This is a genomic window from Amycolatopsis acidiphila, from assembly GCF_021391495.1.
In the GTDB taxonomy this organism is placed as follows: domain Bacteria; phylum Actinomycetota; class Actinomycetes; order Mycobacteriales; family Pseudonocardiaceae; genus Amycolatopsis_E; species Amycolatopsis_E acidiphila.
The window spans coordinates 7,313,899-7,338,880 of sequence record NZ_CP090063.1 but is presented as its reverse complement, the minus strand read 5'-3'; the positions used below and the strand labels follow the sequence as shown (position 1 = coordinate 7,338,880).

Annotated in this window: 26 protein-coding genes and 1 riboswitch; of the genes, 13 read left to right on the top strand and 13 right to left on the bottom strand. The window is 71.1% G+C overall.

Annotation, left to right across the window (positions count from 1 at the left end; translation table 11 throughout):
- Positions 1-140: 140 nt before the first annotated feature.
- Complete coding sequence (locus tag LWP59_RS35890) at positions 141-1,016, top strand: hypothetical protein (protein WP_144642795.1); 876 nt, start codon at positions 141-143, stop codon at positions 1,014-1,016.
- 3 nt (positions 1,017-1,019) lie between these two features.
- Here LWP59_RS35890 and thiE read toward each other — a convergent pair whose 3' ends face one another.
- Entirely contained in the window at positions 1,020-1,679 is a 660-nt protein-coding gene (gene thiE / locus LWP59_RS35885; RefSeq protein ID WP_144642796.1) for a thiamine phosphate synthase, read from the bottom strand.
- Between the two features lie 31 nt (positions 1,680-1,710).
- A riboswitch (TPP riboswitch) is annotated at positions 1,711-1,820 on the top strand.
- On the opposite strand from thiE, the gene thiO reads away from it, so the two are divergent.
- The 4 genes from thiO to LWP59_RS35865 all read left to right on the top strand — a co-directional run bounded on the left by thiO (position 1,815) and on the right by LWP59_RS35865 (position 4,418).
- Positions 1,815-2,903 (top strand): glycine oxidase ThiO, encoded by a 1,089-nt coding sequence (thiO, locus tag LWP59_RS35880; RefSeq protein ID WP_144642797.1) that lies wholly within the window; start codon positions 1,815-1,817, stop codon positions 2,901-2,903. It overlaps the preceding riboswitch by 6 nt.
- Positions 2,903-3,103, top strand: coding sequence for a sulfur carrier protein ThiS (thiS, locus tag LWP59_RS35875; protein ID WP_144642798.1), 201 nt, complete (start codon positions 2,903-2,905; stop codon positions 3,101-3,103). Before thiO ends, thiS begins: the two co-directional genes overlap by 1 nt.
- A 4-nt stretch (positions 3,104-3,107) precedes the next feature.
- Entirely contained in the window at positions 3,108-3,869 is a 762-nt protein-coding gene (gene thiG, locus LWP59_RS35870; protein WP_186383422.1) for a thiazole synthase, read from the top strand.
- Between the two features lie 117 nt (positions 3,870-3,986).
- A complete protein-coding gene (locus LWP59_RS35865) occupies positions 3,987-4,418 on the top strand; it encodes a MarR family winged helix-turn-helix transcriptional regulator (RefSeq protein ID WP_144642799.1) in 432 nt (143 codons plus the stop codon).
- A gap of 384 nt (positions 4,419-4,802) precedes the next feature.
- Here LWP59_RS35865 and thiD (LWP59_RS35860) read toward each other — a convergent pair whose 3' ends face one another.
- From thiD (LWP59_RS35860) to LWP59_RS35835, 6 genes are all read right to left on the bottom strand, one after another.
- Positions 4,803-5,627: a bifunctional hydroxymethylpyrimidine kinase/phosphomethylpyrimidine kinase gene (gene thiD, locus LWP59_RS35860; protein ID WP_144642800.1), complete on the bottom strand. Its 825-nt coding sequence runs from the start codon at positions 5,625-5,627 to the stop codon at positions 4,803-4,805.
- Positions 5,628-5,632: 5 nt separating this feature from the next.
- Entirely contained in the window at positions 5,633-6,451 is an 819-nt protein-coding gene (gene thiD, locus LWP59_RS35855) for a bifunctional hydroxymethylpyrimidine kinase/phosphomethylpyrimidine kinase (protein ID WP_144642801.1), read from the bottom strand.
- Positions 6,448-8,079: a phosphomethylpyrimidine synthase ThiC gene (gene thiC / locus LWP59_RS35850; protein WP_308431752.1), complete on the bottom strand. Its 1,632-nt coding sequence runs from the start codon at positions 8,077-8,079 to the stop codon at positions 6,448-6,450. Before thiC ends, thiD (LWP59_RS35855) begins: the two co-directional genes overlap by 4 nt.
- A 199-nt stretch (positions 8,080-8,278) precedes the next feature.
- A complete protein-coding gene (locus LWP59_RS35845; protein ID WP_144642802.1) occupies positions 8,279-8,719 on the bottom strand; it encodes a hypothetical protein in 441 nt (146 codons plus the stop codon).
- 341 nt (positions 8,720-9,060) lie between these two features.
- Positions 9,061-9,915, bottom strand: a complete 855-nt coding sequence (locus LWP59_RS35840) for a S1C family serine protease (RefSeq protein WP_144642823.1) — start codon at positions 9,913-9,915, stop codon at positions 9,061-9,063.
- Between the two features lie 149 nt (positions 9,916-10,064).
- Positions 10,065-10,622, bottom strand: a complete 558-nt coding sequence (locus LWP59_RS35835) for a peptide deformylase (RefSeq protein WP_144642803.1) — start codon at positions 10,620-10,622, stop codon at positions 10,065-10,067.
- A 127-nt stretch (positions 10,623-10,749) separates the two neighbouring features.
- On the opposite strand from LWP59_RS35835, the gene LWP59_RS35830 reads away from it, so the two are divergent.
- Together LWP59_RS35830 and LWP59_RS35825 are read left to right on the top strand one after the other, a co-directional pair.
- Positions 10,750-11,058 carry a DUF3263 domain-containing protein gene (locus LWP59_RS35830; RefSeq protein WP_144642804.1) on the top strand — a complete coding sequence of 103 codons (309 nt, stop codon included), beginning with the start codon at positions 10,750-10,752 and terminating at the stop codon, positions 11,056-11,058.
- Complete coding sequence (locus tag LWP59_RS35825) at positions 11,055-11,723, top strand: LytR C-terminal domain-containing protein (RefSeq protein WP_144642805.1); 669 nt, start codon at positions 11,055-11,057, stop codon at positions 11,721-11,723. Before LWP59_RS35830 ends, LWP59_RS35825 begins: the two co-directional genes overlap by 4 nt.
- A 4-nt stretch (positions 11,724-11,727) precedes the next feature.
- Here LWP59_RS35825 and LWP59_RS35820 read toward each other — a convergent pair whose 3' ends face one another.
- Genes LWP59_RS35820 through LWP59_RS35810 form a run of 3 tightly spaced genes read right to left on the bottom strand, consistent with a single transcriptional unit; the run spans position 11,728 to position 15,641 of the window.
- Entirely contained in the window at positions 11,728-13,938 is a 2,211-nt protein-coding gene (locus LWP59_RS35820; protein ID WP_144642806.1) for an AAA family ATPase, read from the bottom strand.
- Positions 13,939-13,958: 20 nt separating this feature from the next.
- The gene (pssA, locus tag LWP59_RS35815; protein ID WP_144642807.1) at positions 13,959-14,918 is read right to left on the bottom strand and encodes a CDP-diacylglycerol--serine O-phosphatidyltransferase; all 960 of its coding nucleotides are present in this window, start codon (positions 14,916-14,918) and stop codon (positions 13,959-13,961) included.
- Positions 14,919-14,921: 3 nt separating this feature from the next.
- Complete coding sequence (locus LWP59_RS35810; RefSeq protein WP_144642808.1) at positions 14,922-15,641, bottom strand: phosphatidylserine decarboxylase; 720 nt, start codon at positions 15,639-15,641, stop codon at positions 14,922-14,924.
- Between the two features lie 201 nt (positions 15,642-15,842).
- Between LWP59_RS35810 and LWP59_RS35805 the strand changes: the two genes are divergently transcribed.
- Complete coding sequence (locus LWP59_RS35805) at positions 15,843-16,019, top strand: hypothetical protein (protein ID WP_186383423.1); 177 nt, start codon at positions 15,843-15,845, stop codon at positions 16,017-16,019.
- Positions 16,020-16,069: 50 nt separating this feature from the next.
- Here the strand turns inward: LWP59_RS35805 and LWP59_RS35800 are convergent, their stop codons facing one another.
- Together LWP59_RS35800 and moeA are read right to left on the bottom strand one after the other, a co-directional pair.
- A complete protein-coding gene (locus tag LWP59_RS35800) occupies positions 16,070-16,363 on the bottom strand; it encodes a GlsB/YeaQ/YmgE family stress response membrane protein (RefSeq protein ID WP_144642809.1) in 294 nt (97 codons plus the stop codon).
- A 19-nt stretch (positions 16,364-16,382) separates the two neighbouring features.
- Complete coding sequence (moeA, locus tag LWP59_RS35795; RefSeq protein WP_186383424.1) at positions 16,383-17,585, bottom strand: molybdopterin molybdotransferase MoeA; 1,203 nt, start codon at positions 17,583-17,585, stop codon at positions 16,383-16,385.
- 71 nt (positions 17,586-17,656) lie between these two features.
- Between moeA and LWP59_RS35790 the strand changes: the two genes are divergently transcribed.
- The 4 genes from LWP59_RS35790 to groL all read left to right on the top strand — a co-directional run bounded on the left by LWP59_RS35790 (position 17,657) and on the right by groL (position 21,873).
- Positions 17,657-18,271 (top strand): AIM24 family protein, encoded by a 615-nt coding sequence (locus LWP59_RS35790; protein WP_144642811.1) that lies wholly within the window; start codon positions 17,657-17,659, stop codon positions 18,269-18,271.
- A 100-nt stretch (positions 18,272-18,371) separates the two neighbouring features.
- Positions 18,372-18,578 carry a cold-shock protein gene (locus LWP59_RS35785; RefSeq protein WP_144642812.1) on the top strand — a complete coding sequence of 69 codons (207 nt, stop codon included), beginning with the start codon at positions 18,372-18,374 and terminating at the stop codon, positions 18,576-18,578.
- 22 nt (positions 18,579-18,600) lie between these two features.
- Positions 18,601-19,995 carry a serine/threonine-protein kinase gene (locus LWP59_RS35780; RefSeq protein WP_144642813.1) on the top strand — a complete coding sequence of 465 codons (1,395 nt, stop codon included), beginning with the start codon at positions 18,601-18,603 and terminating at the stop codon, positions 19,993-19,995.
- A 246-nt stretch (positions 19,996-20,241) separates the two neighbouring features.
- Positions 20,242-21,873, top strand: coding sequence for a chaperonin GroEL (groL, locus tag LWP59_RS35775; protein ID WP_144642814.1), 1,632 nt, complete (start codon positions 20,242-20,244; stop codon positions 21,871-21,873).
- A 69-nt stretch (positions 21,874-21,942) separates the two neighbouring features.
- Here the strand turns inward: groL and LWP59_RS35770 are convergent, their stop codons facing one another.
- Entirely contained in the window at positions 21,943-22,155 is a 213-nt protein-coding gene (locus LWP59_RS35770; RefSeq protein WP_144642815.1) for a PspC domain-containing protein, read from the bottom strand.
- A 130-nt stretch (positions 22,156-22,285) separates the two neighbouring features.
- On the opposite strand from LWP59_RS35770, the gene LWP59_RS35765 reads away from it, so the two are divergent.
- The gene (locus tag LWP59_RS35765) at positions 22,286-24,652 is read left to right on the top strand and encodes a xanthine dehydrogenase family protein molybdopterin-binding subunit (protein WP_144642816.1); all 2,367 of its coding nucleotides are present in this window, start codon (positions 22,286-22,288) and stop codon (positions 24,650-24,652) included.
- Positions 24,653-24,982 lie beyond the last annotated feature (330 nt).

Genomic DNA, 24,982 nt, shown 5'->3' with positions numbered 1-24,982 from the left:
GTGGTGAAGGCCGCTTGATCCAAAGTGGACAGTCGTCGTGGTGCTGCTCACGAAACTGCTAACGCCGGGAGCATTCCGATCGACTAACACGTTGGACACCGTGGGATCACGGTGGGGCAACTTGCGAGCAGATCGGAATCATGACCGAGGAAAAGGAAGAGACTCAGAAGACCGGTCTCAAGCCGGCACAGGTGGTCGCGTCGGCACTCGCCGCGATCACGGCGGCGTTCCTGGGTTCGACGCTGGGCGTGGGGGGAACCGTCGCGGGCGCGGGGATCGCCAGCATCATCACCACGATCGGCAGTGAGGTGTACCTGCGGTCGCTGCGCCGCACCAAGGAGGCCGCCCGCAAGACGGCCGAGGTGCTGGCGCTGACCGACACGCGGTTGCGGCAGGAGACGCGGTTCGTCGAACCGCCGCCGCGGCTCCCGGCCAACCCGCTGATACAGCCCGGGCCGGCGCAGCAGGGGCAGCTGCCGGCGACGGCGGTCAACCGGGTGCAGCCCACCCAGTACCTGCCGATGGCGGGCGCGGGGCAGTCCGGCGGCGGGGAGCGCACGGTGTACCTCCCCCGGCCCGGCGCGCAGAACGCGACCGCGGTGCAGAACGCGACGGGGGCACCGACGCAGGTGCTGGCGAAGCCCGAGACCAAGCCGAAGCCGCCCTGGTGGAAGAACCGCTGGACGCTCATCGCGGGCACCAGCGTCGTGGCGTTTCTCGTCGGGATGCTGGCCCTGACCGGGTTCGAGAGCCTGACCGGGCACGCGGTTTCAGGTGGTTCGGGCACCACGTTCGGCCAGGTCGTGGGCAGGTCGGGCGGTTCGGCGACCACCACGCACGAGACGACGACGGTCACCGAGACGCAGACCTCGAAGTCGCGTCCGACCGCCACCTCGACCGAGCAGAGCGAGACGTCCGTCCCCAGCACCACTCAGCAGGAACAGCCCTCGCAGAGCAGCGCCTCGCAGACGGCTTCGGCGACGCCGACCGAGAGCGCCGGCCCGACCAGCGGCTGACCGCTACGGCAGGGCGGAGACGATCCGGCGGGCCGCGGCCTGCGGGTCCTCGGCCTCGGTGATCGCCCGCACCACCACGACACGGGTAGCGCCTGCCTCGAGCACCTCGGGCAGGCGTTCGTCGTCTATCCCGCCGATGGCGAACCACGGCCGCGTCGCCCCGGCCGTCGCCCGCACCAGGTCCAGGCCCGGCGCCGAGCGGCCCGGCTTGGTCGGGGTCGGCCAGCACGGCCCGGTGCAGAAGTAGTCCACGCCCGGTTCCGCCGCCGCCGCCCGTGCCTGTTCGACGGAGTGCGTGGAGCGGCCGATGACCGGCTCGTCCCCGATGACGCGGCGCGCGAGCGGCACCGGCAGGTCGTCCTGGCCCAGGTGCAGAACGTCCGCGTCGACGGCGAGCGCGACGTCCGCCCGGTCGTTCACCGCGAGCAGTGCGCCGTGCCGGGCGCACGCCTCGGCGAGCACCTCCAGCGCGGCCAGCTCCTGCTTCGCCTCGAGCGGCGCTCCGCTGGTCTTGTCGCGGAGCTGGATGATGTCGACGCCTCCGGCGAGCGCCGCGTCGGCGAACTCGGCGAGGTCGCCGCGCTCACTGCGCGCGTCGGTGCACAGGTAGAGCCGCGCCGCGTCGAGCCGCTTCCTGATCTGATCCCCACTGAGGCCTGGCATGATGGTCACGGTAGTGCAAGAGGTAACGTGGAGGTGTCCGCACGGGAGCCCGAGGACACGGGCTGAGAGGGAGCCGGAACCGCTCCGACCGTGGAACCTGATCCGGATCATGCCGGCGCAGGGAGCGTGATTTCTGTGGTGAACCAGCTGGCAGTCGTCGGTGGCGGCGTCATCGGCCTGTCCGTGGCCTGGCGTGCCGCGGCCGCCGGGTACGACGTGACGGTCATCGATCGTTCGCCGGGGTGCGGTGCGTCGTGGGTCGCGGGCGGGATGCTCGCGCCGGTCACCGAAGCCTGGCCCGGCGAGGAAGCCGCGCTGCACCTGGGCGAGGAGTCGCTGCGGCGGTGGCCGGCGTTCGCGGCCGCACTTGCCGAAGACGGTGGCGACCCTGGCCTGTCGACCACCGGCACCGTCGTGGTCGCGCTCGACCGCGGCGACGCCGACCAGCTGGGCGTGCTCGCCGACTACCTGCGCACGGTCGGCCGCGAGGTCGAGTCCGTCACCGGGCGACAGTTGCGCTCGCTCGAACCGGGGGTCAGCGGCGTGCGGGCCCTGCTCGTGCCGGGTGACCTGGCCGTCGACAACCGCAAGCTGCTGCGTTCGCTGCAGGCCGCCGCGATCCGGCACGGCGTCAAGTTCGTCGACGACGACGCGACCGAGGTGGAAACCGGCCGCGTCCGCACCGTGTCCGGGGAGGTGCCGTGCGAGGTCGCGGTGATCGCCGCCGGTGCACGCAGCGCGCGGCTGCACCCGGCGCTGGCCGTCCGGCCGCTGAAGGGCGAGATCCTGCGGTTGCGAGCCCGGCGGACGAGCCTGCCGCCGCCGTCGCGCACCGTGCGTGCCGTCGTCGAGGGGCGGCCGATCTACCTGGTGCCACGCGCGGGCGGCGAGCTGGTGCTCGGCGCGACGCAGTACGAGGCCGGGTTCGACGAGACCGTGAGCGCGCGCGGGGTGCGCGAGCTGCTCGAAGGCGCGGAACGGATCTTCCCGAGCATCGACGAGTACGAGCTCGTCGAGACCGCGGCGGGCCTTCGCGCGGCGAGCGTCGACACGCTGCCGTTCATCGGCGAGCTCGGCGAAGGCGTCTTCGCGGCCACGGGCCACCACCGCAACGGGCTGCTGATGGCCCCGGTGACCGCGGACGCGATCGTCGCGTGGCTCGACGGCGCCGCGCCGCCTCCGCACGTCGAAGCGGCACATCCACATCGGCTGGGAGCGAAGTGATGGAAGTACGGATCAACGGCGATTGGCGGACGTTCCCGGACGGGACGACGGTGGCCGGGCTGCTCGAGGCACTGGGCACGGCGCCGCGCGGGATCGCGGTGGCGCTCGACGGCGAGGTCGTCCGGCGGGGCGACTGGGCCGAGGTGGTCGTGCCCGCGGGCGCGCGGCTGGAAATCCTGACGGCGGTACAAGGTGGGTGAGGACATGCTGGAGGGCGACGAGCTCGCGATCGGCGAGCACAAGCTGGGCTCGCGACTGATCATCGGGACCGGTGGCGCGGCGAACCTGGCGGTGCTGGAACGGGCGCTGGTGGCGTCCGGGACCGAGCTGACCACGGTCGCGATGCGCCGGGCCGACGCCGAGGGCGGGTCCGGGGTGCTGGAGCTCGTGCGGCGGCTGGGGATCCGGCTGCTGCCGAACACCGCGGGCTGCCGGAGCGCTGCCGAGGCCGTGCTGACGGCGCAGCTGGCGCGCGAGGCGCTGGAGACCGACCTCATCAAGCTGGAGGTGCACGCCGACGACCGGACGCTGCTGCCGGACCCGGTCGAGACGCTCGACGCGGCGGAGCGGCTGGCCGACGACGGGTTCACGGTGTTCGCGTACACCAACGACGACCCGGTGCTGGCGCTGCGGCTGGAGGAGGCGGGTTGTGCCGCGGTGATGCCGCTCGGCGCGCCCATCGGGACGGGGCTCGGCATCCGGAACCCGCACAACATCGAGCTGATCGTGTCCCGCGCGGGCGTGCCGATCGTGCTGGACGCGGGTATCGGCACGGCGTCGGACGCAGCGCTGGCGATGGAGCTGGGCTGCGACGCGGTGTTGCTGTCGACGGCGGTGACGCGGGCGCAGGACCCGGAGCGGATGGCGCACGCGATGCGTTCGGCGGTGGTCGCGGGCCGGCTCGCGCGCGGCGCGGGCCGGGTTCCGCAGCGGTTCTGGGCGCAGGCGTCTTCGCCGGCCCGCTGAGGCGCGACGACGCGGAATGCCCCTTTTCGGGTGTTCACCGTACTCAGACAGGGGAACCACGTATGGTTGTCCGCACCCTTCGGGGGTCGGGGGAACGGCGAACAGAAGGAGCCCGAGGTGGACACGTCGACGACCGAGGACGTCGCCGGGCGGTTGTTCCTGGCAGTGGGCAGGCTGTCGCGCTCGCTGCGGCAGGCGGGATCGCCCGGTCCCGGGCACGGCGCGATTTCGGCGCTCGCCACGCTGGTCGCGTCGGGCTCGATGCGGCTCGGTGACCTGGCCGTGAAGGAAGGCGTCGCGGCGGCGACCATGTCACGGATCATCGCCGGCCTGGTGGAGGCGGGCTATGCCCGGCGCGAGCCCGACCCGGTCGACCGCAGAGCCTGGCTGGCGACCGCGACGGAGGACGGCGAGCGCATGCTGTCGGGCGTCCGGTCGACGAGGGTGCACGAGCTGAACAAGCGCATCGACCGCCTGCCGCCGGAGCAGCGGAAGGACCTGGCGGCGGGCCTGGTGGCGCTGGAGATGCTGCTGTCGGAGGAGGATTGAGGGGTTCGGGGTGGGTTGGCGTAAGCCAAGGCCGAAGACCCCCAACTCGACCACCTCGAGAAGGTGACGTGAAGGGGCCTTTTCCTGGCTCATCTTTGAGCCTGCCCGTCCGGTTTGAGCCTGCCCGTCCGGCGAGGACTCTCTTGATCTTTTCCCCCGCGCATAGCGCGGGGGTCGCGCGAAGCGCGGGGGCGCGTAGCGCGCGGGTGGTTGGGAACGCCCGTCCTACCCCGATTTTTGATCGTTGAAGGAGGCGGGGATCGGGGTTAGGGAGCGGGCTGGGCGCGGGCATTCGGCTGCCGTTGCCGGGTTCGCCATGGTGGGTAGCTGGGCGTTGCCGGGTTCGGCCTGGGTGGGTGGTCGGCCCACCGCCGCCACCGCCGCCTACCGCTCCTCCGGGGCCAGGCGCCAGAAGGCCGACACCGGGCCGACCTTGGCGCCCATCGGGTAGGCGTTCGCCACGGCGTTGCTCACGAACCACTTCCCGAACCGCGCCGCGTCGGGGACGGTCATGCCACGCGCCAAGCCCGCCGTCAGTGCTGACGCCATCGAGTCGCCGGCGCCGTGCGTGTGTGGCGTCGCGATCCGGGGGCCCGGCAGCTCGACGAAACCCGAGCCGTCGTACAGCAAATCCACGCATTCCGGATCGTCCCGCAGGTGCCCGCTCTTGACCAGCACATAGTGCGGCCCCATCGCGTGCAGCGCCACCGCCGCCTCGTGCATTCCTTCACGACCGGTCACCGTGAGGCCCGTCAGCAGGCGCACCTCGTCCAGGTTCGGTGTCAGCACCGTCGCCCGGGGCAGGAGCAGGTCCCGCAACGCCGTGAGCCCGGCCTCGTCGAACAGCGGGTGCCCGTGCATCGACGCGGCGACCGGGTCGACGACGAAGGGCACCGCGCGGTCCCGGCCGATGTCCGCCCGGTCGCACGCCTCGGCAACGGCTTCGATGATCGCCGCCGACGCGAGCATGCCCGTCTTCGCCGCGTTCACGCCCATGTCCGTCGCGACCGCTTCGATCTGCCCCGCCACGATGTGCGGCGGGACGTCGGACCGGCCGTGCACGCCGAGGGTGTTCTGCACCGTCACGGCGGTCACCGCGACCAGCCCGTGCACCCCGCACGTCAGGAACGTCCGCAGGTCGGCCTGCAACCCCGCCGCGCCACCGGAGTCCGAGCCGGCGATCGTCAGCGCGCTAGGAATATCACCCATGGTCCCTAGTGTCGCAGCCGCCAGAACGGCGACACCGGACCGACACCGGCACCCAGCTCGTACGCGTCCGCGACGGACCGCTCGATGAACCGCTTCCCCTCGGCGACGGCGTCGGGCACCCCGAGGTCCTGCGCCAGCGACGCCGTGATCGCCGACGCGAGGGTGTCACCGCCGCCGTGGGTGTTCTTCGTTTCGTAGCGCGGCCCGCGCAGTTCGATGTACTGGAAGCCGTCGGACAGCAGGTCCACGCAGTCCGGGTCGTCGTACAGGTGCCCGCCCTTGACCAGCACGTACTGCGGCCCCAGCGCCAGCAGTGCGTCCGCCGCGCGGCGCTGGCTGTCCCGGTCGGTCACCTCCACGCCGGTCAGCAGCCGCACCTCGTCGAGGTTCGGCGTGACCAGCGTGGCCCGCGGGAACAGCTGGGTGCGGATCGCCTCCAGCGCCTCCTCGCGCAGCAGGGCGTCGCCGTGCATCGACGCGGCGACGGGGTCCACGACGAACGGCGTCTCGCCCGACCGTCCGATGTGGACCTCGTCCAGCGTCTTGGCCACCGCGTCGATGATCTCCGCGGTCGCCAGCATGCCCGTCTTCGCCGCGTCCACGCCCATGTCCCCGGCGACCGCCTTGATCTGCGCGGTCACCACGTCCGCCGGGATCTCGGTGAACCCCTGCACGCCCAGCGAGTTCTGCACGGTCACCGCCGTCACCGCGACGAGCCCGTGCACCCCGCAGGCGAAGAACGTGCGCAGGTCGGCCTGAATGCCCGCACCACCGCCGGAATCGGAACCGGCGATGGTGAGAGCCGTCCTCGGTGTTCCCGTCATCGCTCCACTACCGGCAGATAGACCTGGTTGCCCTGTTCCCCGAACTCGTCCGCCTTCTCCCGCATCCCGGCCTCGATGGCATCCACAGTGGACAGACCGTGCTCCTCGGCGTACTTGCGGACGTCCTGGGTGATCCGCATCGAGCAGAACTTCGGCCCGCACATGGAACAGAAGTGCGCCGTCTTGGCGGGCTCGGCAGGCAGCGTCTCGTCGTGGAACGAGCGTGCCGTGTCGGGGTCCAGCGCCAGGTTGAACTGGTCGTGCCAGCGGAACTCGAAGCGTGCCTTGGACAGTTCGTCGTCCCAGTCCTGCGCGTACTGGTGGCTCTTGGCGAGGTCGGCGCTGTGCGCGGCGATCTTGTAGGTGATCACGCCGGTCTTGACGTCGTCGCGGTTGGGTAGCCCCAGATGCTCCTTCGGGGTGACGTAACACAACATCGCCGTGCCGTACCAGCCGATCTGCGCTGCGCCGATGGCCGACGTGATGTGGTCGTAGCCCGGCGCGATGTCCGTCGCGAGTGGACCGAGGGTGTAGAACGGCGCCTCGCCGCAGAGCCGTTCCTCCAGCTCGACGTTCTCCTTGATCTTGTGCATCGGCACGTGGCCGGGGCCCTCGATCATCACCTGCACGTCGTGCTCGCGTGCGATGTGCGTCAGCTCGCCGAGCGTCTCCAGTTCGGCGAACTGCGCGCGGTCGTTCGCGTCGGCGATGGAACCCGGGCGCAGCCCGTCGCCGAGGGAGAACGTGACGTCGTACTGGCGGAGGATCTCGCAGAGCTCATCGAAATGCGTGTACAGGAACGATTCCCGGTGATGCGCGAGGCACCAGGCGGCCATGATCGAGCCGCCGCGCGACACGATGCCGGTGACGCGCTTCGCGGTCAGCGGCACGTACCGCAGCAGCACCCCGGCGTGCACGGTCATGTAGTCCACGCCCTGCTCGCACTGCTCGATCACGGTGTCCCGGTAGACCTCCCAGGAGAGTTTTTCCGGTTCCCCGTCGACCTTTTCCAGTGCCTGGTAGATCGGCACGGTGCCGACCGGCACGGGCGAGTTGCGCAGGATCCAGTCGCGGGTCTCGTGGATGCGCTTGCCGGTGGACAGGTCCATGATCGTGTCGGCGCCCCAGCGGGTGGCCCACACCATCTTGTCGACCTCTTCCTCGACCGAGGACCACACGGCCGAGTTGCCCATGTTGGCGTTGACCTTCACCAGGAACTTCTTCCCGATGATCATCGGTTCGCTCTCGGGATGCCTGCGGTTGACCGGGATCACCGCGCGACCACGGGCGACCTCGTCGCGCACCAGTTCCGGACTGACCCGCTCCCGGGCCGCGACGAACTCCATCTCGCGGGTGATCACACCCGCCTTCGCCCAGCCCAGCTGGGTGTTGTGTTGCTGACTCCAGCCACTGCGCAGCGGCTGGAGTCCATTGTGGACGTCGATGGCGGCGTCCGGGTCCGTGTACGGGCCCGAGGTGTCGTAGACGTCGAAGTGGTCACCGTTGGAGAGGTCGATCCGCCGGGCGGGGACGCGCAGCCCCGACTCGGTGGCGTGGTAGACCTTCCGCGACCCGGTGATCGGCCCGGTGGTGACGCGAACATCCGCGTTGTTCTCCAGGGTCGTCAAAGCAGAGTCACTCCCTACGCCGGCATTACCCGGTCAGGTTCGGCGGTCGGTGACACCGGGTCCGCCGAAGGACACCAGTCACCCTCTCAGCCCGCCAAGGCGCGAGCTCCCGCGATTTCTGTTGTGTCTTCCGACCATGCCATGCGACGGCCCGGAGAACAAGTGCGGGCCCCGGCGCACGGCGGGGACCCGCACGGGATCACAGCAGTTCGAACCGCTCGGCGATGCTCGCGAACAGTTCGTCGTCCTCACCCGGGACGGAGGTGCCGCAGCCGAGGCAGAACGCGACATCGTCCTGGACGGACAGGTACTCCCGCACCGCCCAGGTGCGCCCGGCGTCGTGCTTCGCGCACCACAGCACGGCGGCGGGCCTGCCCGCCATCGTGCCGGGTGTGATCTCGAAGTCGGTGAAGCCGGAACGCTCCAGGGACGGCTGCACCAGTTCCGCGACTTCCATGACGTCACGGCCCGGCTTCACCGGGTGCCGGAAGACGATCAGGCTGTGCCTGCGGTCGCCGGACTCTCCGAAGCGGGCGGTCTCCCACGGGCTGTTCTTCAGGTTCGGCGGCCGCTCGTCCCAGCCCTGGGGAACTGCCACGGCGTAGCCGAAGTCGGGCTTTTCGACCCGCTGCCACTGCATCAGGTTTCTCCTCGGATCACGCCGAAGGTTACTGAGGGCAGCGGTGTAGGACTCCCCGGTGCGACGGGCGCGTTCCCGGACGCGGCGCTTGAAGCTCTTGTTCGCTGTCATCAGGCCCTCGGCAGCACGCGGCCCGGCCCCCGGCGAAGAGCCCGTGCAGGCGGATGACAACGATCCGAGGATACGAGTCCCCTTTGCCTCCACCGGGCGGCTCTGCCGGGGAGAGCCGAAGGAGGTTGGGCGGCGGATCAACGCCTGCCGCAAGAATGCGTGAGTTCGCCGAAGCGTGTCAACCGCCGGGCCGGGCAGGAACGACGGCGTTCGCCCTCCGCGAAGCGGCGCTAACCCGCCAACTCGGTCGGGGCGGCGACCATGTCCACCATCGCGCCGTTGCGCAGGACGGTGATCGGCAACCGGGTGCCGATCACCTCGGCGAACAGCTGCCGCTGGATGTCCTGTGCGTCGGCGACCCTGGCGCGGCCCACGGTCAGCACCAGGTCGCCGGCGTGCAGGCCCGCCCGTGCGGCCGGGCCGCCCGGCACCACCTCCACCACGCGCAGCCCCGCCCGCTGGCCGGTGTGCTCGGCGACCTCGTCCGGCAGCGGCGCGGGCACCCCGACGACGCCGAGGTACGCCCGCCGGACGCGGCCCTCGACCAGCAGGGTGTCGACGATCCGCTGTGTCGTGGCGTTGATCGGCACCGCCATGCCGAGGCCGATCCCGGCGACCGCGGTGTTCACCCCGACCACGCGTCCGCTGGAGTCGGCGAGGGCGCCGCCGGAGTTGCCCGGGTTCAGCGCCGCGTCGGTCTGGATCACGTTCTCGATCACCCGCCCGGCCCGGCCGCTGCGCACCGGCAGCGACCTGCCGAGCGCGCTGACCACGCCGGCCGTCACCGAACCGGCGAGTCCGAGCGGGCTGCCGACCGCGACCACGAGCTGCCCGACGACGAGCTTGTCCGCGTCACCGAGCCGGGCGGCGGGCGGCGCCTCCCCGACCCGCACCACGGCGAGGTCGGACAGCGGGTCCGCCCCCACGACCACGAAGTCCGCTTCGGTGCCGTCGGAGAACGTCGCGACGCCACGGCGATCCCGGCCGACGACGTGCGCGTTGGTGATCAGGTACCCGTCGTCGCTGAAGACGACGCCGGAACCCCCGCCGTGGGCGAGGCGGAGGCTCGCCACGTGCGGCGTCATCTCGGCCGCGACCGTGCTCACCGTCCGTGAATAGGCATCGAGGACGTCGGAGTCTTCCACCGCGGCCACCACCTCGGATTACACCGTTACTTGAGTATCAGTGTCCGTCCGTTCAGCGCGGTCGTGCGCTCCGTTCACCAGGAGCGAACTCACGACTCCTTCGGCGGCAGCCAGGCCAGGCCCGGCACGCCCCACTTGTTGCGCTTGAGCATCCGCTTAGCGTCCCGCGCGTGCCGGCCGACCAGCCGATCGAGGTAGATGTAGCCGTCGAGGTGGTCGGTCTCGTGCTGCAGGCAACGCGCGAAGTAGCCGGTGCCCTCGACCTCGATCGGGTTGCCCTCGACGTCGAAGCCGGTCACCTTCGCCCAGCTCGCGCGGCCCGTCGGGTACGACTCGCCGGGCGCGGACAGGCAGCCTTCCCAGTCGTCGTCCGGGTCCGGCATGGTCTCCGGGATCTCCGAGGTCTCCAGCGTCGGGTTGACCACGAGGCCCTTGTGCCGGATGCCCTCGTCGTCGGGGCAGTCGTAGACGAACACCCGCAGGTCGATGCCGATCTGGTTGGCCGCGAGGCCCACTCCCTCGGCGGCGTACATGGTCTCGAACATGTCGTCGGTGAGCGTGCGCAGCTCCTCGTCGAACTTCTCCACCTCGCGCGTGGGGTGGTGCAGCACGGGATCGCCGGCGATGCGAATGGGGTGAATCGTCACAAGCTGCGATCGTACCCACCGGCGCACCGTGACGCGCCGGGCCGTGATCCCGCGCCTGAGCGGCTTGCCCGTGGTTCAATGGCGCGGCGGAATGACAACCGTGTTCTTCGGCGATTTGAGGAGTCAGATGGACGCCGCGGAGTCGATGGCCGACGGGCGGCCGTCCCCGCCTGATCCCCCTGCCGGCCTGTCGGAGCGCGAAGTCGCCATCCTGGTCTTCGAACGCCAGTGGTGGCGCTACGCCGGGGCCAAGGAAGAGGCGATCCGCGACCAGTTCGCCCTCTCGTCGACGCGGTACTACCAGCTGCTCAACCAACTGCTCGAGAAGCCAGAGGCCCTGCAAGCCGACCCGATGCTGGTGAAGCGGCTGCGGAAGCTGCGCACCACGCGGCAGCGCAAGCGGGTGGCCCGGCGGCTGGGGATCGAGGGACGATGAACTTCTTCCAGGGCCTGTCCCGTCCACTGCGCCTCGCCGGTGTCGCGCTGCTCGGGATCGCGGTCATCGCCGCGATCATCGGCATCGTGACCGCCGTGTCCGGGGGCAACGGGGGCACCTCCGCCGCGCCGACCTCGTCCGCGCCGCCGGGGCCCGGACCGGGCCAGGGCAGCAGCAGCGGGGCGCCGAGCACGTCGTCGTCGGCTCCGGCCGGCACGACCACCCCCTCGCCGGCCACCCCGCCACCGGGTGGCCCCGGGGCGCCGCCCGCGACGTCCGGCCAGGCCGGGGCGCCGCCGGCTACGGGCGCGCCCGGTGCGCCGAACGACAACGGCGGCGTGCCGGCCGATCAGGCGGCGGCCAAGTGGGTGCCGGTCCGGGTCTACAACAACAGCACCATCTCCGGGCTCGCCAAACGTGCCGCCGACGACCTGCGGGCCGACGGGTGGAACGTCGTCGAGGAGTCGAACTACCCGTACGGCGTCATCCCGACCACGACCGCGTTCTACACGCCGGGCACCGACGAGGAGACCGCGGCGAAGGCGATCGCGAGCTGGTTCGGCATGAAGGCCGAGCCGCGGTTCGAAGGCATCCAGAACGCGAGCCCCGGCGTGATCGTCATCGTGACGAAGGACTACCAGGGCCTGCGCGCGAAGGGCTCGTAGCGCGTCACCTCCGGTGGGCCGCGTACGCCTCCAGGGTTGCCAGCTGCACCGGGTCGAGTGACGGGCGCACCACCGAACGCGCGGTGTCGAAGTGTGCCGCCGTCACCTCGGCCGCCTCCAGCGACTCGCGCATCGCGGTCAGCGCCGCCTCGCGGATGAGCGCCGCGCAGTCCGCCGCGGAGTAACCCTCCAGAGTGGACGCCAGCTTGTCCAGGTCCACATCGGACGCCAACGGGGTGTTCTTCGCCGTGGCCCGGAGGATTTCCGCGCGGGCTGCCGCGTCGGGCGGGGGAACGTAGACCAGCCGCTCCAGCCGTCCCGGCCGCAGCAACGCCGGGTCGACGAGATCCGGCCGGTTGGTGGCGCCGAGTACGACGACATCGCGCATCGGCTCGACGCCGTCGAGCTCGGTGAGCAGCGCGGCGACCACGCGATCGGAGACGCCCGAGTCGCTCGACTGCCCGCGCCGCGGTGCCAGCGCGTCGATCTCGTCGAGGAACACCAGTGCCGGGGAGGCTTCCGCAGCCCGGCGGAAAAGCTCGCGCACGGCACGCTCGGACTCGCCCACCCACTTGTCCAGCAGCTCCGCGCCCTTGACGGCGAACACGCTCAGCGCGCCTGTCCCCGCCAGTGCTCGCACCAGGAACGTCTTGCCGCCACCCGGTGGCCCGTACAGCAACACCCCGCGCGGCGGCGCGACGCCGAGCCGTGCGAACGAGTCCGGGTACCGCAACGGCCACAACACGGCCTCGGTGAGCGACTGCTTCACGTCCACCATGTCGCCGACGTCGTCGAGGCTGATGCCGCCCGTCGCCAGGGTGTCCGAAGTGGACATAGAAATGGGCCGCACGGTCGCGAGCGCGTCGAGGAGGTCCTGTTGCGAGATCCGCGGCTCCTCGGCGTCGCGCTGGCGGAGCGCGGCCCGCAGCGCGGCGTCCCGGCGCAGGGCGATGAGGTCGGCGGCCACGAACCCGGGCGTCTTCTCGGCCAGCGCACCACAGTCCACACCGGACTCGACCGGGACGTCGCGCAGCAGGATCCGGAGCAGGTCGGTGCGGGTCTTCCCGTCGGGCAACGGGACCGCCAGCTCGCGGTCGAGCAGGTCGGGGCCGCGCAGCCGCGCGTCACACGCTTCGGGCCGGGCCGTGGTCGCGACCAGCGCGAAGCCGGGCTTGTCGAGCGCCATCCGCAGCTCGTCGAGCACGATGGTCGCGAGCGGCGGCTGGTCGGTGGCAGGCAGGAGCGCCTCGACGTCCATCAGCAGCAGCACCGCCGGCTCACCGCTGGTCGCCTGCGCGATGGCGTCCCGCAACGCGGCCGCGGCGGCGTTCGGCTCCAGCACGGCGATGTTCGGCGCGGCGAGGCAGAACAGCCGGATGTCCTCCGCGGCGGCGACCGAGCGCACGAGCGTCGACTTGCCGACGCCCTCGGGGCCCGACAGCAGCACCCCGAGCCGGGCCGTGGTGCCGAGGCGGGCCAGCAGCTCGGGCCGGCGGAACGTGAGATCGAGCCACTCCGCGAGGGTCCTGGCCTGCGGCTGCGCCCCCACCAGGTCCGTGACCGGCACCGCGTCCCCGTCCTCCTCGAGCACGATCTGTGGCGCGGGCGCCGGTGCCGGACGTTCCACAGTGGACGGGACGGGTGTGCTCGCGCCGTTGCGCCAGCTCACCACCGTGGACTGGCCGACGGCGACCGCGCCCGCCGGTTCGGTCGCCGTGACCGTCAGCAGCTCGGTGGTCCAGGTGGTGCCGATCGCCCTGGCGAGCTGCCCCCGCACGGACGCGACGTCCGCGCCCGGTGCCGGCGCCAGATCCTGCGGCAGCAGCGAAACCGCGTCGCCCACCGTGAGGACCTTGCCGATCAGGGCGAGCCGCAGGGTGTGCGGCGAGACCGAGACGCTGGCCAGCCGCGACCCGGCGACCGTGACAGACCGGGCGGCCGACACCTCCGCGGGCGCGATGACCACCTCGGCGCCTTCTGTGACACCGAGATTGGACATCGTCACGTCGTCGGCCAGCACCACGCCCGGCGTGTTCCCGGCGTCGGCGGGCGCCGCGAGGGCGGCGGAGCGGCGGGCACCGGTCAGGTGCACCGCGTCCCACGGCCGCAGCCCGAGCGCGTCGAGGACCTCGGGGTGCAGCCGCACGACGCCGCGACGGGTGTCGAGCGCCGACGGCGTGTGGCGCAGGGTCAGCGTGATCTGGGGGGAGCTCACGCCCTCACCTTAGGGCGAAGCTAGCGGTCTCCGCGCTGCCTCAGGCCCATTCGCCGCCAGCTGCGGCGGCGGTTGCGGTCCTCGCCGTCCGGCGAGAACGTGCGGACCCGTACGACGTGCTCCGGCGTGTTGCGCGGCAGGCGGACGCTGAGCCGTCCGGCGCCGGCGAGCTTCGGCCGGCGCAGCCGCAGGCGCCGGGTGCTGCGCGCCCGGCGGATCGCCCGGCGCTCCCGCAGCGGCACGTTCCACGCCTCCGGGTGACCGGCCAGCCAGCGGTAGCGGCGGACCGAGTACGGGATGTGCGCGAGGTAGAGCAGCAGCGCGACCGCCAGCGCGATCAGCGGGTACTGGATGATGGCCGCGGCCAGCAGGCCGACGCCGACCAACAGCGGGGCCGCCGCCTTCGCGGGAGCCTTGACGCTCTTGAGCGACAACGTCGGGATGCGGCTGATCAACAGCAGCGCGATCGCGACGGTCCACACCCACACCACCGGCTTGGCGGACCACCAGCCCTCGCCGTACTCGAGGGTCAGGATCAGCGGCATCAGCACCAGCAGGCCGCCGGCAGGCGCCGGCACGCCGACGAAGAACTCGTTGGCGTACGGCGGTTTCTCGACTTCGAGCAGGGTGTTGAACCGGGCGAGGCGCAGCACGATGCACACCGCGAAGACCAGTGAGGTGACCCAGCTGATGCGCTCGGTGTCGGTGTGCCAGATGTAGAGCACGAGCGCGGGCGCGACACCGAAGGAGATCGCGTCGGACAGCGAGTCCAGCTCGGCGCCCATCTTCGACGTGGCGTCGAGCAGCCGCGCGATGCGGCCGTCGAGGCTGTCGAGCACCGCGGCCACGCCGATCGCGCCGATCGCGAGCACGTAGTTGTGGCTGAGCGCGAACTGCACCGCCGACAGGCCGGCGCACAGCGCGAGCACCGTGATCGCGTTCGGCAGCAGCCGGACGCTCGGGGTCACCACGCGGACCATGCCCTAGTCCTTCCCCTGGGGGAGCTCGGCGAGCGGGGTTTCGCCGCCGATCGTGCGCTGGCCCTTGCTGACCAGGACCCGGCTGCCCGGGGGGAGGTACAGGTCGACACGTGAGCCGAAGCGGATCAGACCATAAGTCCGACCGGCGGAGATCTTGTCGCCTTCTGCGATCTGGCACAAGATGCGGCGGGCCACGAGTCCCGCTATCTGGACGACCACCAGGTCGTGCCCGTCGACGGTGCGCAGCAGGACCGAGTTGCGCTCGTTGTCGTCGCTGGCCTTGTCCAGGTCCGCCGAGAGGAACTTGCCGGGCCGGTAGGCGACCCGCTCGACGCTGCCGGTGGCGGGCGCACGCTGCACGTGCACGTCGAACACGGACAGGAAGATGCTCACCCGCATCCGGGGTTCGGCAGGCAGGCCGAGCTCGGGCGGCGGGGTGGCCTCCTCGATCAGCGACACGATGCCGTCCGCCGCCGCAAGCGCGAGGCCCTCGCGGGCAGGCGGCACGCGGCGCGGCTCCCGGAAGAAGGCGGCGGTGGCCAGCGTCGCCAGCCCGGCGACCGTGCCGAGTGGCTTGGACAGCCTGCGCAGCAGCAGCGTGGCGGCGACGCCGCCGGCGACGAACGGACGTCCGGCCGGGTGCATCGGGGGAAGGGTTTCGCGGGCCAGCTGCAGTGCGTGGGCGACAGGGTTGCCCGCCTGCTCCGGCGATTTGGGGCTCATCACGTTCCCGTGGGTTGTCATAGGTAACCGGTTGGTATCGACCGGGCCTCGACCGGCCTGGTGGTTGGCCGACCTGGGTATCCACGCTACCGCTCGGGCCAGGTCGGCCTGGCTGTGAGGGGGAACCCATCCGGGGCGAGCTTGTTAACGCAAAGTCGTCACCGGCGATGCAGAACGTAGTAACAGCAGAGAGGACCCGTCATGACAGCTCCCGACCTCACGCCCGACGGGCGTCTCGGCGAGCTGCTCGAGCAATGGCGGAGGGATATCCGGAGCGTGCCGATCCCCACTCTCGTCGACCTCGCGACGGCCGTGTCGATCGTCCGCGGCGCACTGCACCGTGCCGACGCTTCCCCCGACGAGGCGCCGACACGGTAGAAGAAGCTTAGTTCGTGTAAAGCAACAAGTGACAGTGCCGGGGCAAGTTGTTACATGCGGTCACGCGATCGTGGCCCGCCGCGGCCGAGGCTCAGCGCGAGCCGCAGGACGCCCAGCAGCACGACGGCACCGAGCACGGCCACGCCGAAGCTCGGGAAGTCGAAGTCGAACGTCTTCTCGTGGCCGGTGATCAGCCGGTAGAGCAGCCCGCCGAGTGCGGCGCCGACCACTCCGACGAGCACGCTGACCAGGCAACCCTGCCGCCGCCGCTCACGTCCGCCGATGACGAGGTTCGCCGCCCAGCCCGCCAGTGCCCCGAACACGATCCACGAGAAGATCCCCATGCACCGAATGGTACGGGGATCAGAACAGCAGCACGTCGACTTCGGCGCCCTGGGGCACGTCCGCGACGCTCTCCGGCAGCACGATCAGGCAGTTGGCCTGCGTGAAGGCCGCGAGCAGGTGTGACCCGGGGCCGCCCCGCGGGCCGACCTCGCCGGTCACCTCGCCTTCGCGCTGCCAGTAGTACCCGCGGCGGAACTGGCGGCGACCGGCCGGGGACTTCAGCCCTTCGGTCAGCCGGGCCCGCACGCGGTGCCGGTCGACGTTGCTGTGGCCGAGCGCGGTCAGCAGCGCCGGGCGCAGGAACACCTCGAACGACACCAGCACGCTGACCGGGTTGCCGGGCAGCGTGACCACCGGGATGCCGTTCCACCGGCCGTTGCCCTGCGGCCCGCCGGGCTGAATCGCGACCTTCTGGAACCGCACGTCCATGCCGGTCAGCGCGTCCTTGACCACCTCGTACGCGCCCGCGCTCACGCCGCCGGTGGTGACCACGAGGTCGAACTCGCCCAGCCGCGGCTCGATCGCCCGCCGGAACATGCCGACGTCGTCGATGCTCATCGCGATCTCGGCCTCGCAGCCCAGCGCGCGGATCGCGGCCGCGAGCGTGATGCTGTTGGACTCGTAGATCTGCCCGAACTTGAGCGGGCGCGGCGGCACCACGAGCTCCGTGCCCGTCGACACGACCAGGACGCGCAACGGCTTGCGCACGATCAGCCGGTCGAGCCCGACCGCCGCGGCGAGGCCGAGCTGCGCCGGCCCCAGCACCGTGCCCTTCGGCAGCGCGACCGAGCCCTTTTGCACGTCCTCACCGACGTGCCGGATGTGCGCGCCCGGCTCCGGGGCTTCGTTGATGCGCACCTTCTCGGTGCCCCCGTCGGTGCGCTCGACCATCACGACGCTGTCCGCGCCCGGCGGCATCGGCGCGCCGGTCATGATCCGATGGGTGACGCCCGGTGGCAGCTCGGGCACATCGACCCGGCCGGCCGGGATGTCCTCACCGACCGGGAGCTCGACCGGGCTTTCGGCGCTCGCCCCGGCGACGTCGGCCGCGCGCACGGCGTAGCCGTCCATCGCGGAGTTGTCGAAGGGCGGCAGCGAGACCCCGGCGAGCACGTCGTCCGCCAGCACGAGTCCCGCGCAGTCGGCCAGCGGCAGGCTCACCGGGGGCGCGGTGCCCAGCAGCGAGACGATCTCGGCACGGTATTCGTCGACGGAAACCACGACGACCATCCTGCCCCTCCGGCGCAGCGTGCGACACTCACCCCGTTTGATCAGCCTTCGGGGGAGGTTCGGTGCAGGTCCACACGCGGCACACGCCCGCCTTCGGCGTGGCGCGGGTCAGCCTCGCGGCCGGTGAGGCGGTGCAGGCCGTGCCCGACACGCTCCTCGCCAGCAGCTTCGGCGTCACCGAGGTTTCGCAGTCACGCGGCGGCCTGCGCACACACGGCAAAGGCGCGCCGACGGTGTTCACGGCGCCGAAGGACGGCGGCTGGGTCGACCTCGCGCCCGCCGATCCCGGCGACGTCTACCCGCTGGAGCTCGACGGCCGCACCGGCTGGAACGTCGCGAAGCTGGCCTTCCTCGCGCGCCCGTCCACGGTCCGCGTCGACCACGGATGGCAGGCGCTGCAGGCACTCTTCGGCGGCGACGGCGGTTTTCTGGAGCACTACAGCGGAACCGGCCCGCTCGTGCTCGCCTGCGCGGGCCCGGTCGACGCGTTCAAAATCGAGGCGGGGGAGCTGATCACGGTGCGCCCGCAGTACCTGCTGGCCTATCCGGACACCGTCCAGTGCCGCCTGCGCGCGGTGGATCCCTCGGGCCCGCAGTCGATCCGGACGGGTGAAGGGCTCGCGCTCGACTTCGCCGGTCCGGGCACCGTCCTGGTACAAGCTCGTAAATCTCGGTGAATTGCCCATTGCCCGACGCCGTTATTCCGGTAGCGTGATCGCATCTCGGGACATCGGTTCGGCCGGTCTTCCAGTGTTCTTTGGTCGCAAGGAGGACGCCGTGGCAGTCGGCACGGTCAAGTGGTTCAATTCCGAAAAGGGCTACGGGTTCATCGCATCGCCCGAGGGCCCGGACGTATTCGTGCATTACTCGGCGATTCAGTCCGACGGATTCCGCACTCTCGACGAGGGGGACAAGGTGGAGTTCGAGATCCAGGCCGGTCGCGATGGCCGCAGCCAGGCGGCGGACGTCCGCAAGCTGTCCTAGCGGGTACGGCTAGGCTGCCCTCGTGACAGGCGATGTCTCGGGGGACCTCACCGGTCGTCGGCTGGGCAACTACCGCATAGACGGAGTGCTCGGCAAGGGCGGCATGAGCGTCATGTACAAGGCGACCGACGTCCGGCTCGGGCGGAAGGTCGCCTTGAAGGTGATCGGTGAGCACCTCGGGGCGGACGCCGAGTTCCGCGAGCGCTTCGTCGACGAGGCCCGCAACACCTCGGCCATCGATCACGCCAATGTCGTGCCGCTGTACGACTTCGGCGAGATCGACGGCATGCACTACATCGCCATGCGCCTGGTGGACGGAGCGGACCTGGCGAGCCTGATCTCGGCGGGCCCGATCTCGCCCGAGCGCACGCTGCGCCTGCTGGACCAGGTCGCCGACGCCCTGGACAGCCTGCACAGCCGCGGTCTGGTGCACCTCGACGTGAAGCCGGCCAACGTGCTGGTCACCAGCCGGGAGTCCGCGCGCGAGCACGTCTACGTCGCGGACTTCGGGCTGACTCGCCGCGGCGCGACGGGCCATCGCACGCGTGGGGGCGACTTCCTCGGATCGCCGACCTATGCCGCGCCCGAGCACCTGCGCGGCGAACCGCTCGACGGCCGGACGGACCAGTACGCGCTCGCTTGCGTGCTGTACGCGTGCCTCACCGGCGGCCCGCCGTTCAAGGGCGATGTGCCGACGGTCATCAAGGGGCATCTGGCGGGAGAGCCGCCGCCGGTCTCGCGCGTGGCGTCGCTGCCGCCCGCGATCGACGACGTCGTCCGCAAGGGGATGGCCAAGAGCCCGCCGGACCGCTATGACAACTGTTGCGACCTGATCGCGAGCGCGCGCAACGCGCTCGGCCCGGTACTGACCGACCCCCGCGCGGAGGTGGCGCAGGCCGCGGGGCCGCCGTCCGGCTCGTCGCCGTGGGGCCCGGACGCACAGCCCACCGAGCAGCAGCCCTATCCCCAGCAGCCGGACTCACAGCCGACCCGGCAGCAGCCCTACCCGCAACAACAGCAGTGGGGCCGGCAGCAGGGCTGGGGACAGCAGCAGTACCCGCCGCAGCAGTACGGGCCGCCGCCGCAGCAGGGCTACCACCAGTCCGGCTATCACAGCCCGCCGTTCGGGGTACCGCAGCCGGGTTACGCCCCGGCCGGCTACGGGCCGCCTCACGGTTATCCCCCGCACCAACCGCAGCCGAGGAAGCGCAGCCTGCTGTGGCTCTGGCTGTTGCTCGGTGCCGTCGTCGTGGCCGGCGGAGTGGTCGCGGCCATCCTGCTGAGCGGCGGGAGCGGCGGCGGCTCGCCCCAGCCCACCGCGCCCGACATCCCGGTCGGCCCCACCGGCGGGCCGGGTCCCGGGTCATCCGCGAACAATCCGCCGCCCGCGACCATCCCCATCCGCCCCTCGGCCTGAGCTGCGGTTCTTGCACTCTCCGGCCGAGAGTGCTAAACACAGGATTGGCACTCGGCACCGTCGAGTGCCAGACGGGCGGTCGCCGACCGCTCGCCTGAAAGGTCGGGACGGTGAGGCCGGAACCCGGGAGCAACCGGGGACGGTCGTCCGTCGCGGGCACCGAGCCTGGCCGAAGGACGTGTCCTGCTGCTGGCAAGAAAACCCAGACTGGCCACGCAGCGCCCAATACCGGAGGACAACACCGCAATGGCCAAACTGATCGCGTTCGACGAGGACGCCCGCCGTGGACTCGAGCGCGGCCTCAACATCCTCGCCGATGCCGTCAAGGTGACGCTCGGCCCCCGAGGCCGCAACGTCGTGCTCGAAAAGAAGTGGGGCGCGCCGACGATCACCAACGACGGCGTCTCCATCGCCAAGGAGATCGAGCTCGAGGACCCCTGGGAGAAGATCGGGGCCGAGCTCGTCAAGGAAGTTGCCAAGAAGACCGACGACGTCGCGGGTGACGGCACCACCACCGCCACCGTGCTGGCCCAGGCGCTCGTGCGCGAGGGCCTGCGCAACGTCGCCGCGGGTGCCGACCCCATCAGCCTCAAGCGTGGCATCGAGACGGCCGTCGAGGCCGTCGTCGAGCAGCTGCACAAGGCCGCCAAGGAGGTCGAGACCAAGGAGCAGATCGCTGCCACCGCCTCGATCTCGGCCGGGGACCGCACCATCGGCGAGTTGATCGCCGAGGCGCTCGACAAGGTCGGCAAGGAAGGCGTCGTCACCGTCGAGGAGTCGAACACCTTCGGCCTCGAGCTCGAGCTCACCGAGGGTATGCGCTTCGACAAGGGCTACATCTCGGGCTACTTCGTCACCGACGCGGAGCGTCAGGAAGCCGTCCTGGAGGACCCGTACGTCCTTCTGTTCGGCTCGAAGATCTCCAACGTCAAGGACATGCTCCCGGTCCTGGAGAAGGTCATGCAGTCGGGCAAGCCGCTGCTGATCATCGCCGAGGACGTCGAGGGCGAGGCCCTGGCCACGCTGGTCGTCAACAAGATCCGCGGCACCTTCAAGTCCGTCGCCGTCAAGGCGCCCGGCTTCGGTGACCGCCGCAAGGCCATCCTGCAGGACATCGCGATCCTGACCGGTGGCCAGGTGATCAGCGAGGACGTGGGCCTCAAGCTCGAGAACGCCGACCTGAACCTGCTGGGCCGCGCGCGCAAGGCCGTCATCACCAAGGACGAGACGACCATCGTCGAGGGTGCCGGCGACGCGGACCAGATCCAGGGCCGGGTCAACCAGATCCGCGCGGAGATCGAGAACTCGGACTCCGACTACGACCGCGAGAAGCTGCAGGAGCGGCTCGCGAAGCTGGCCGGTGGCGTGGCCGTCATCAAGGCCGGTGCCGCGACCGAGGTCGAGCTCAAGGAGCGCAAGCACCGCATCGAGGACGCGGTGCGTAACGCCAAGGCCGCCGTCGAGGAGGGCATCGTCGCCGGTGGTGGCGTGGCTCTGCTGCAGGCTGCCGTGCTGGCGTTCGACAGCCTCCGCCTGACCGGCGACGAGGCCACCGGTGCCAACATCGTCAAGGTGGCGGTCGAGGCTCCGCTCAAGCAGATCGCGGTGAACGCCGGCCTCGAGGGCGGCGTCGTCGTGGAGAAGGTGCGGAACCTGCCCGCGGGTCACGGCCTCAACGCCGCGACCGGCGAGTACGAGGACCTGCTCGCGGCCGGCGTGCCGGACCCGACGAAGGTCACCCGCTCCGCGCTGCAGAACGCCGCCTCGATCGCGGCGCTCTTCCTCACCACCGAGGCCGTCGTGGCCGACAAGCCGGAGAAGGCCTCGGCCGCTCCGGCCGGCGACCCGACCGGTGGCATGGGCGGCATGGACTTCTGACAAGTCCGCGTCAAAGCCTGGAGGGGGCTTCGGTACTTCGGTGCCGGAGCCCCCTTCGGCGTTTCCGGGTCACTCGGCGGTGTCTTCCGGCGTGAGGAACCAGCACGCGGCGTACACGATCGCGGCCGCGCCGCCGGTGAAGACGGCGGCGGCGACCATGCCGATGCGCAGGATCGACACGTCGACGCCGAGGTACTCGGCCCAGCCGGCGCACACCCCGGAGATCATCCGGTCCGACGAGCTACGACGGAGCTTCTTGATGGTGTTCACGTTGTTCGTCATGCCATCGATGTTCGGCCGGAAAGCCCGCGCGGACATCGGGGAAGGGCCCTGAGACGACCCCGGTCTTCCGCCCCTGAGCTGGAGCTGGTCCACGTGGGCAGGGGGCGATCCCCGCTATAGAGTCGCGGGTATGCCGGGTTCATTGCTGGGTACCGAGGTCCGCCGGGTCGAGGACCCGGAACTGCTGCGCGGGCAGGGTAGCTACGTGGGCAACCTCCGTTTCGACGGTGCGCTCCACGTGGCTTTCGTGCGCTCGCCGTTCGCGCACGCGCTGATCACCGGGATCGACGTCACCGAGGCCGCGAAGGCGCCCGGGGTCGTGGCCGTCTACACCGCGGAGGACCTGGGCCTGCCGTCGCTGCCGGTGTTCATCGAGGTGAACCCGCAGTGCGCAAGGTATCCGCTGGCCTCGGACAGAGTGCGGTTCGTGGGTGAGCCGGTGGTCGCCGTCGTGGCCGAGTCGGCGACCGCCGCGGAGGACGCGCTGGAGCTGGTGGACGTCGACTACGAGCCGTTGCCCGCGGCGATCGACCCCGAGCAGGCCCTCGAACCCGGCGCGCCCACGCAGTTCCCGGAGCTCGGCTCGAACGTCGCGGCCGGCGTCCGGGACGCGGACGACGACGTGCTCGCCGGGGCGGACGTCGTGGTGCGGGCCCGGATCGAGAACCAGCGCCTGGCGGTCGCGCCGATGGAGGGCAACGCGATCGCGGTGCTGCCCGGCGACGAGGACTACGACGTCACGATCTACGTCTCGACCCAGATGCCGCACGGCTTCCGTGCCGCCGCGTCGAAGGTGTTCGGCTGGGAGACCGACCGGATCCACGTGGTGACCCCGCACGTCGGCGGCGCGTTCGGCGGCAAGGTCGGGGTGATCGCGGAGCACGCGGTGGTCATCGAGGCGTGCCGCAGGCTTGGCCGGCCGATGCGCTGGACGGAGACCCGCTCGGAGAACCTGCAGGCGATGCCGCAGGGGCGTGGTCAGGTGCAGTTCGCCGAGCTGGGCCTGCGCTCGGATGGCAAGATCGTCGGACTGCGCTGCCGGGTCATCGGGGACACGGGCGCCTACGCCGGGTTCGGCGGCAACCTCGCGCTGGGGCCGACACGCACGATGGTGCAGGGCGTCTACGACATTCCGAAGGTCAGCTACGCGGGGATCGCGACGCTGACGAACACCACGCCGATGGGCGCGTTCCGCGGGGCGGGCCGTCCCGAGGCGGCGGCGATGCTCGAGCGGCTGATGGACCTGGCCGCGGCCGAGCTGGACCTCGACCCGGCGGACCTGCGGCGGCGCAACTTCCTGCAGCCGGAGCAGTTCCCGTACACGACGCTGACGGGTGCGAGCTACGACACCGGCGACTACGACCTGCCGTTGCGCGAGGCGCTGCGGGTCGTGGGGTACGAGGACCTGCGGGCGGAGCAGGCGCGGCGGATCGAGGCCGGCGAAACGACGCTGCTGGGCATCGGGATGTCCGCGTACGTGGAGATCACCGGTGGTGGCGCGGGGGAGTACGCGGCCGTGGAGATCGACACCGACGGTGGCGCGAAGATCAAGGTCGGCACGTCCGGGCACGGCCAGGGGCACCCGACGTCGTTCTCGATGATCATCGCGGACGCGCTGGGCATCCCGATGGAGCGGGTGGCGTTCGTGCAGTCGGACACCGCCCAGGTGCCGCGTGGTGGCGGTACGGGTGGTTCGCGGTCGTTGCAGGTCGGTGGCAGCGCGGTGCGCGAGGCGGCGGAGCTGGTGCTGCGGCGGGCGAAGGAGCTGGCGGCGTCGAAACTGGAGGCCGCGGTGGACGACATCGTGCTGACCGAGGACGGCGCTCTTGGCGTGCAAGGGGTCCCGACGGCGACGATGACCTGGGCCGAGCTCGCGACGGTTGCCGAGGAGGAGGGCAGCCCGCTCGTCGAGTCGACGGACTTCAAGCCCGACGGTGCGACCTTCCCGTTCGGGGCGCACGTTTCCGTGGTCGAGGTCGACGTCGAGACCGGTTACGTGAAACCGTTGCGGCACATCGCGGTGGACGACTGCGGGCGGGTGCTGAACCCGTTGCTCGTGCGTGGTCAGCAACACGGTGGTGCGGTGCAGGGGATTTCGCAGGCGCTGTGGGAGCAGGTGTCGTTCGACGAGGACGGCAACCCGGTGACGGCGTCGTTCGCCGACTACCTCGTCCCCTCCGCGGCGGACGTGCCGGACCTGGAGGTGTCCAACACGGTGACCCTCTCGCCGCGGAACCCTTTGGGCGCCAAGGGAATCGGCGAGTCGGCAACGGTCGGCTCGACGCCCGCGGTGCAGAACGCGGTGATCGACGCGGTGCGGCACCTCGGTGTCCGTCACATCGACATCCCGGCGACCCCGCAGCGGGTGTGGCGAGCGATCCGAGCCGCGAAGTCGGGCGAGCCGACGGACCCGTGGCGCGAGCCCCCGACGGCCTTCGACACGCTCCCGGTACGCGAGAGCGCGAAGTCGGAGGACGCCGACGAGGCGGTTGCGTAAGGGCAGGGGTGATGGCGTAGCGCGGGGGGCGCGCGCAGCGCGGGCGGCTGGGGTGCGGGTGGTTGGGGTATGCCCGTCCCACCCCGATCGCGGAGTGTTCAACGGTCGGCCCACCGCGTCAAGGCGGGAAAGATGCCTTGACCCGGCGTGCCGACCGCTGAAGGACGCGGGGATCGGGGTTGGGGAGCGGGCTGGGCGCGGGCATTCTTGGCTGCCGTTGCCGGGTTCGCCATGGTGGGTGGCTCGGTTTTGTCGGGTCGCCGTGGGTGGCTGGGCGTTGGTGGGTTCGGCATGGGTGGGGGTTGGGCGGTGTCTGGGTCGGCGTAGGGG

What these genes read in the sequence shown, in the direction of transcription:
- groL (WP_144642814.1), top strand. Translation starts at nt 20,242, where the DNA reads ATGGCCAAACTGATCGCGTTCGACGAGGACGCCCGCCGTGGACTCGAG.
- LWP59_RS35845 (WP_144642802.1), bottom strand. Translation starts at nt 8,719, where the DNA reads ATGCAGTGGCAGCGGGTCGAAAAGCCCGACTTCGGCTACGCCGTGGCA.
- pssA (WP_144642807.1), bottom strand. Translation starts at nt 14,918, where the DNA reads ATGGTCCGCGTGGTGACCCCGAGCGTCCGGCTGCTGCCGAACGCGATC.
- thiD (WP_144642800.1), bottom strand. Translation starts at nt 5,627, where the DNA reads ATGGGTGATATTCCTAGCGCGCTGACGATCGCCGGCTCGGACTCCGGT.
- LWP59_RS35810 (WP_144642808.1), bottom strand. Translation starts at nt 15,641, where the DNA reads ATGAGCCCCAAATCGCCGGAGCAGGCGGGCAACCCTGTCGCCCACGCA.
- LWP59_RS35825 (WP_144642805.1), top strand. Translation starts at nt 11,055, where the DNA reads ATGAACTTCTTCCAGGGCCTGTCCCGTCCACTGCGCCTCGCCGGTGTC.
- LWP59_RS35840 (WP_144642823.1), bottom strand. Translation starts at nt 9,915, where the DNA reads ATGACGCCGCACGTGGCGAGCCTCCGCCTCGCCCACGGCGGGGGTTCC.
- thiS (WP_144642798.1), top strand. Translation starts at nt 2,903, where the DNA reads ATGGAAGTACGGATCAACGGCGATTGGCGGACGTTCCCGGACGGGACG.
- LWP59_RS35800 (WP_144642809.1), bottom strand. Translation starts at nt 16,363, where the DNA reads ATGGGGATCTTCTCGTGGATCGTGTTCGGGGCACTGGCGGGCTGGGCG.
- LWP59_RS35830 (WP_144642804.1), top strand. Translation starts at nt 10,750, where the DNA reads ATGGACGCCGCGGAGTCGATGGCCGACGGGCGGCCGTCCCCGCCTGAT.
- LWP59_RS35805 (WP_186383423.1), top strand. Translation starts at nt 15,843, where the DNA reads ATGACAGCTCCCGACCTCACGCCCGACGGGCGTCTCGGCGAGCTGCTC.
- LWP59_RS35890 (WP_144642795.1), top strand. Translation starts at nt 141, where the DNA reads ATGACCGAGGAAAAGGAAGAGACTCAGAAGACCGGTCTCAAGCCGGCA.
- thiE (WP_144642796.1), bottom strand. Translation starts at nt 1,679, where the DNA reads ATGCCAGGCCTCAGTGGGGATCAGATCAGGAAGCGGCTCGACGCGGCG.
- LWP59_RS35770 (WP_144642815.1), bottom strand. Translation starts at nt 22,155, where the DNA reads ATGACGAACAACGTGAACACCATCAAGAAGCTCCGTCGTAGCTCGTCG.
- thiD (WP_144642801.1), bottom strand. Translation starts at nt 6,451, where the DNA reads ATGACGGGAACACCGAGGACGGCTCTCACCATCGCCGGTTCCGATTCC.
- thiG (WP_186383422.1), top strand. Translation starts at nt 3,108, where the DNA reads ATGCTGGAGGGCGACGAGCTCGCGATCGGCGAGCACAAGCTGGGCTCG.
- LWP59_RS35765 (WP_144642816.1), top strand. Translation starts at nt 22,286, where the DNA reads ATGCCGGGTTCATTGCTGGGTACCGAGGTCCGCCGGGTCGAGGACCCG.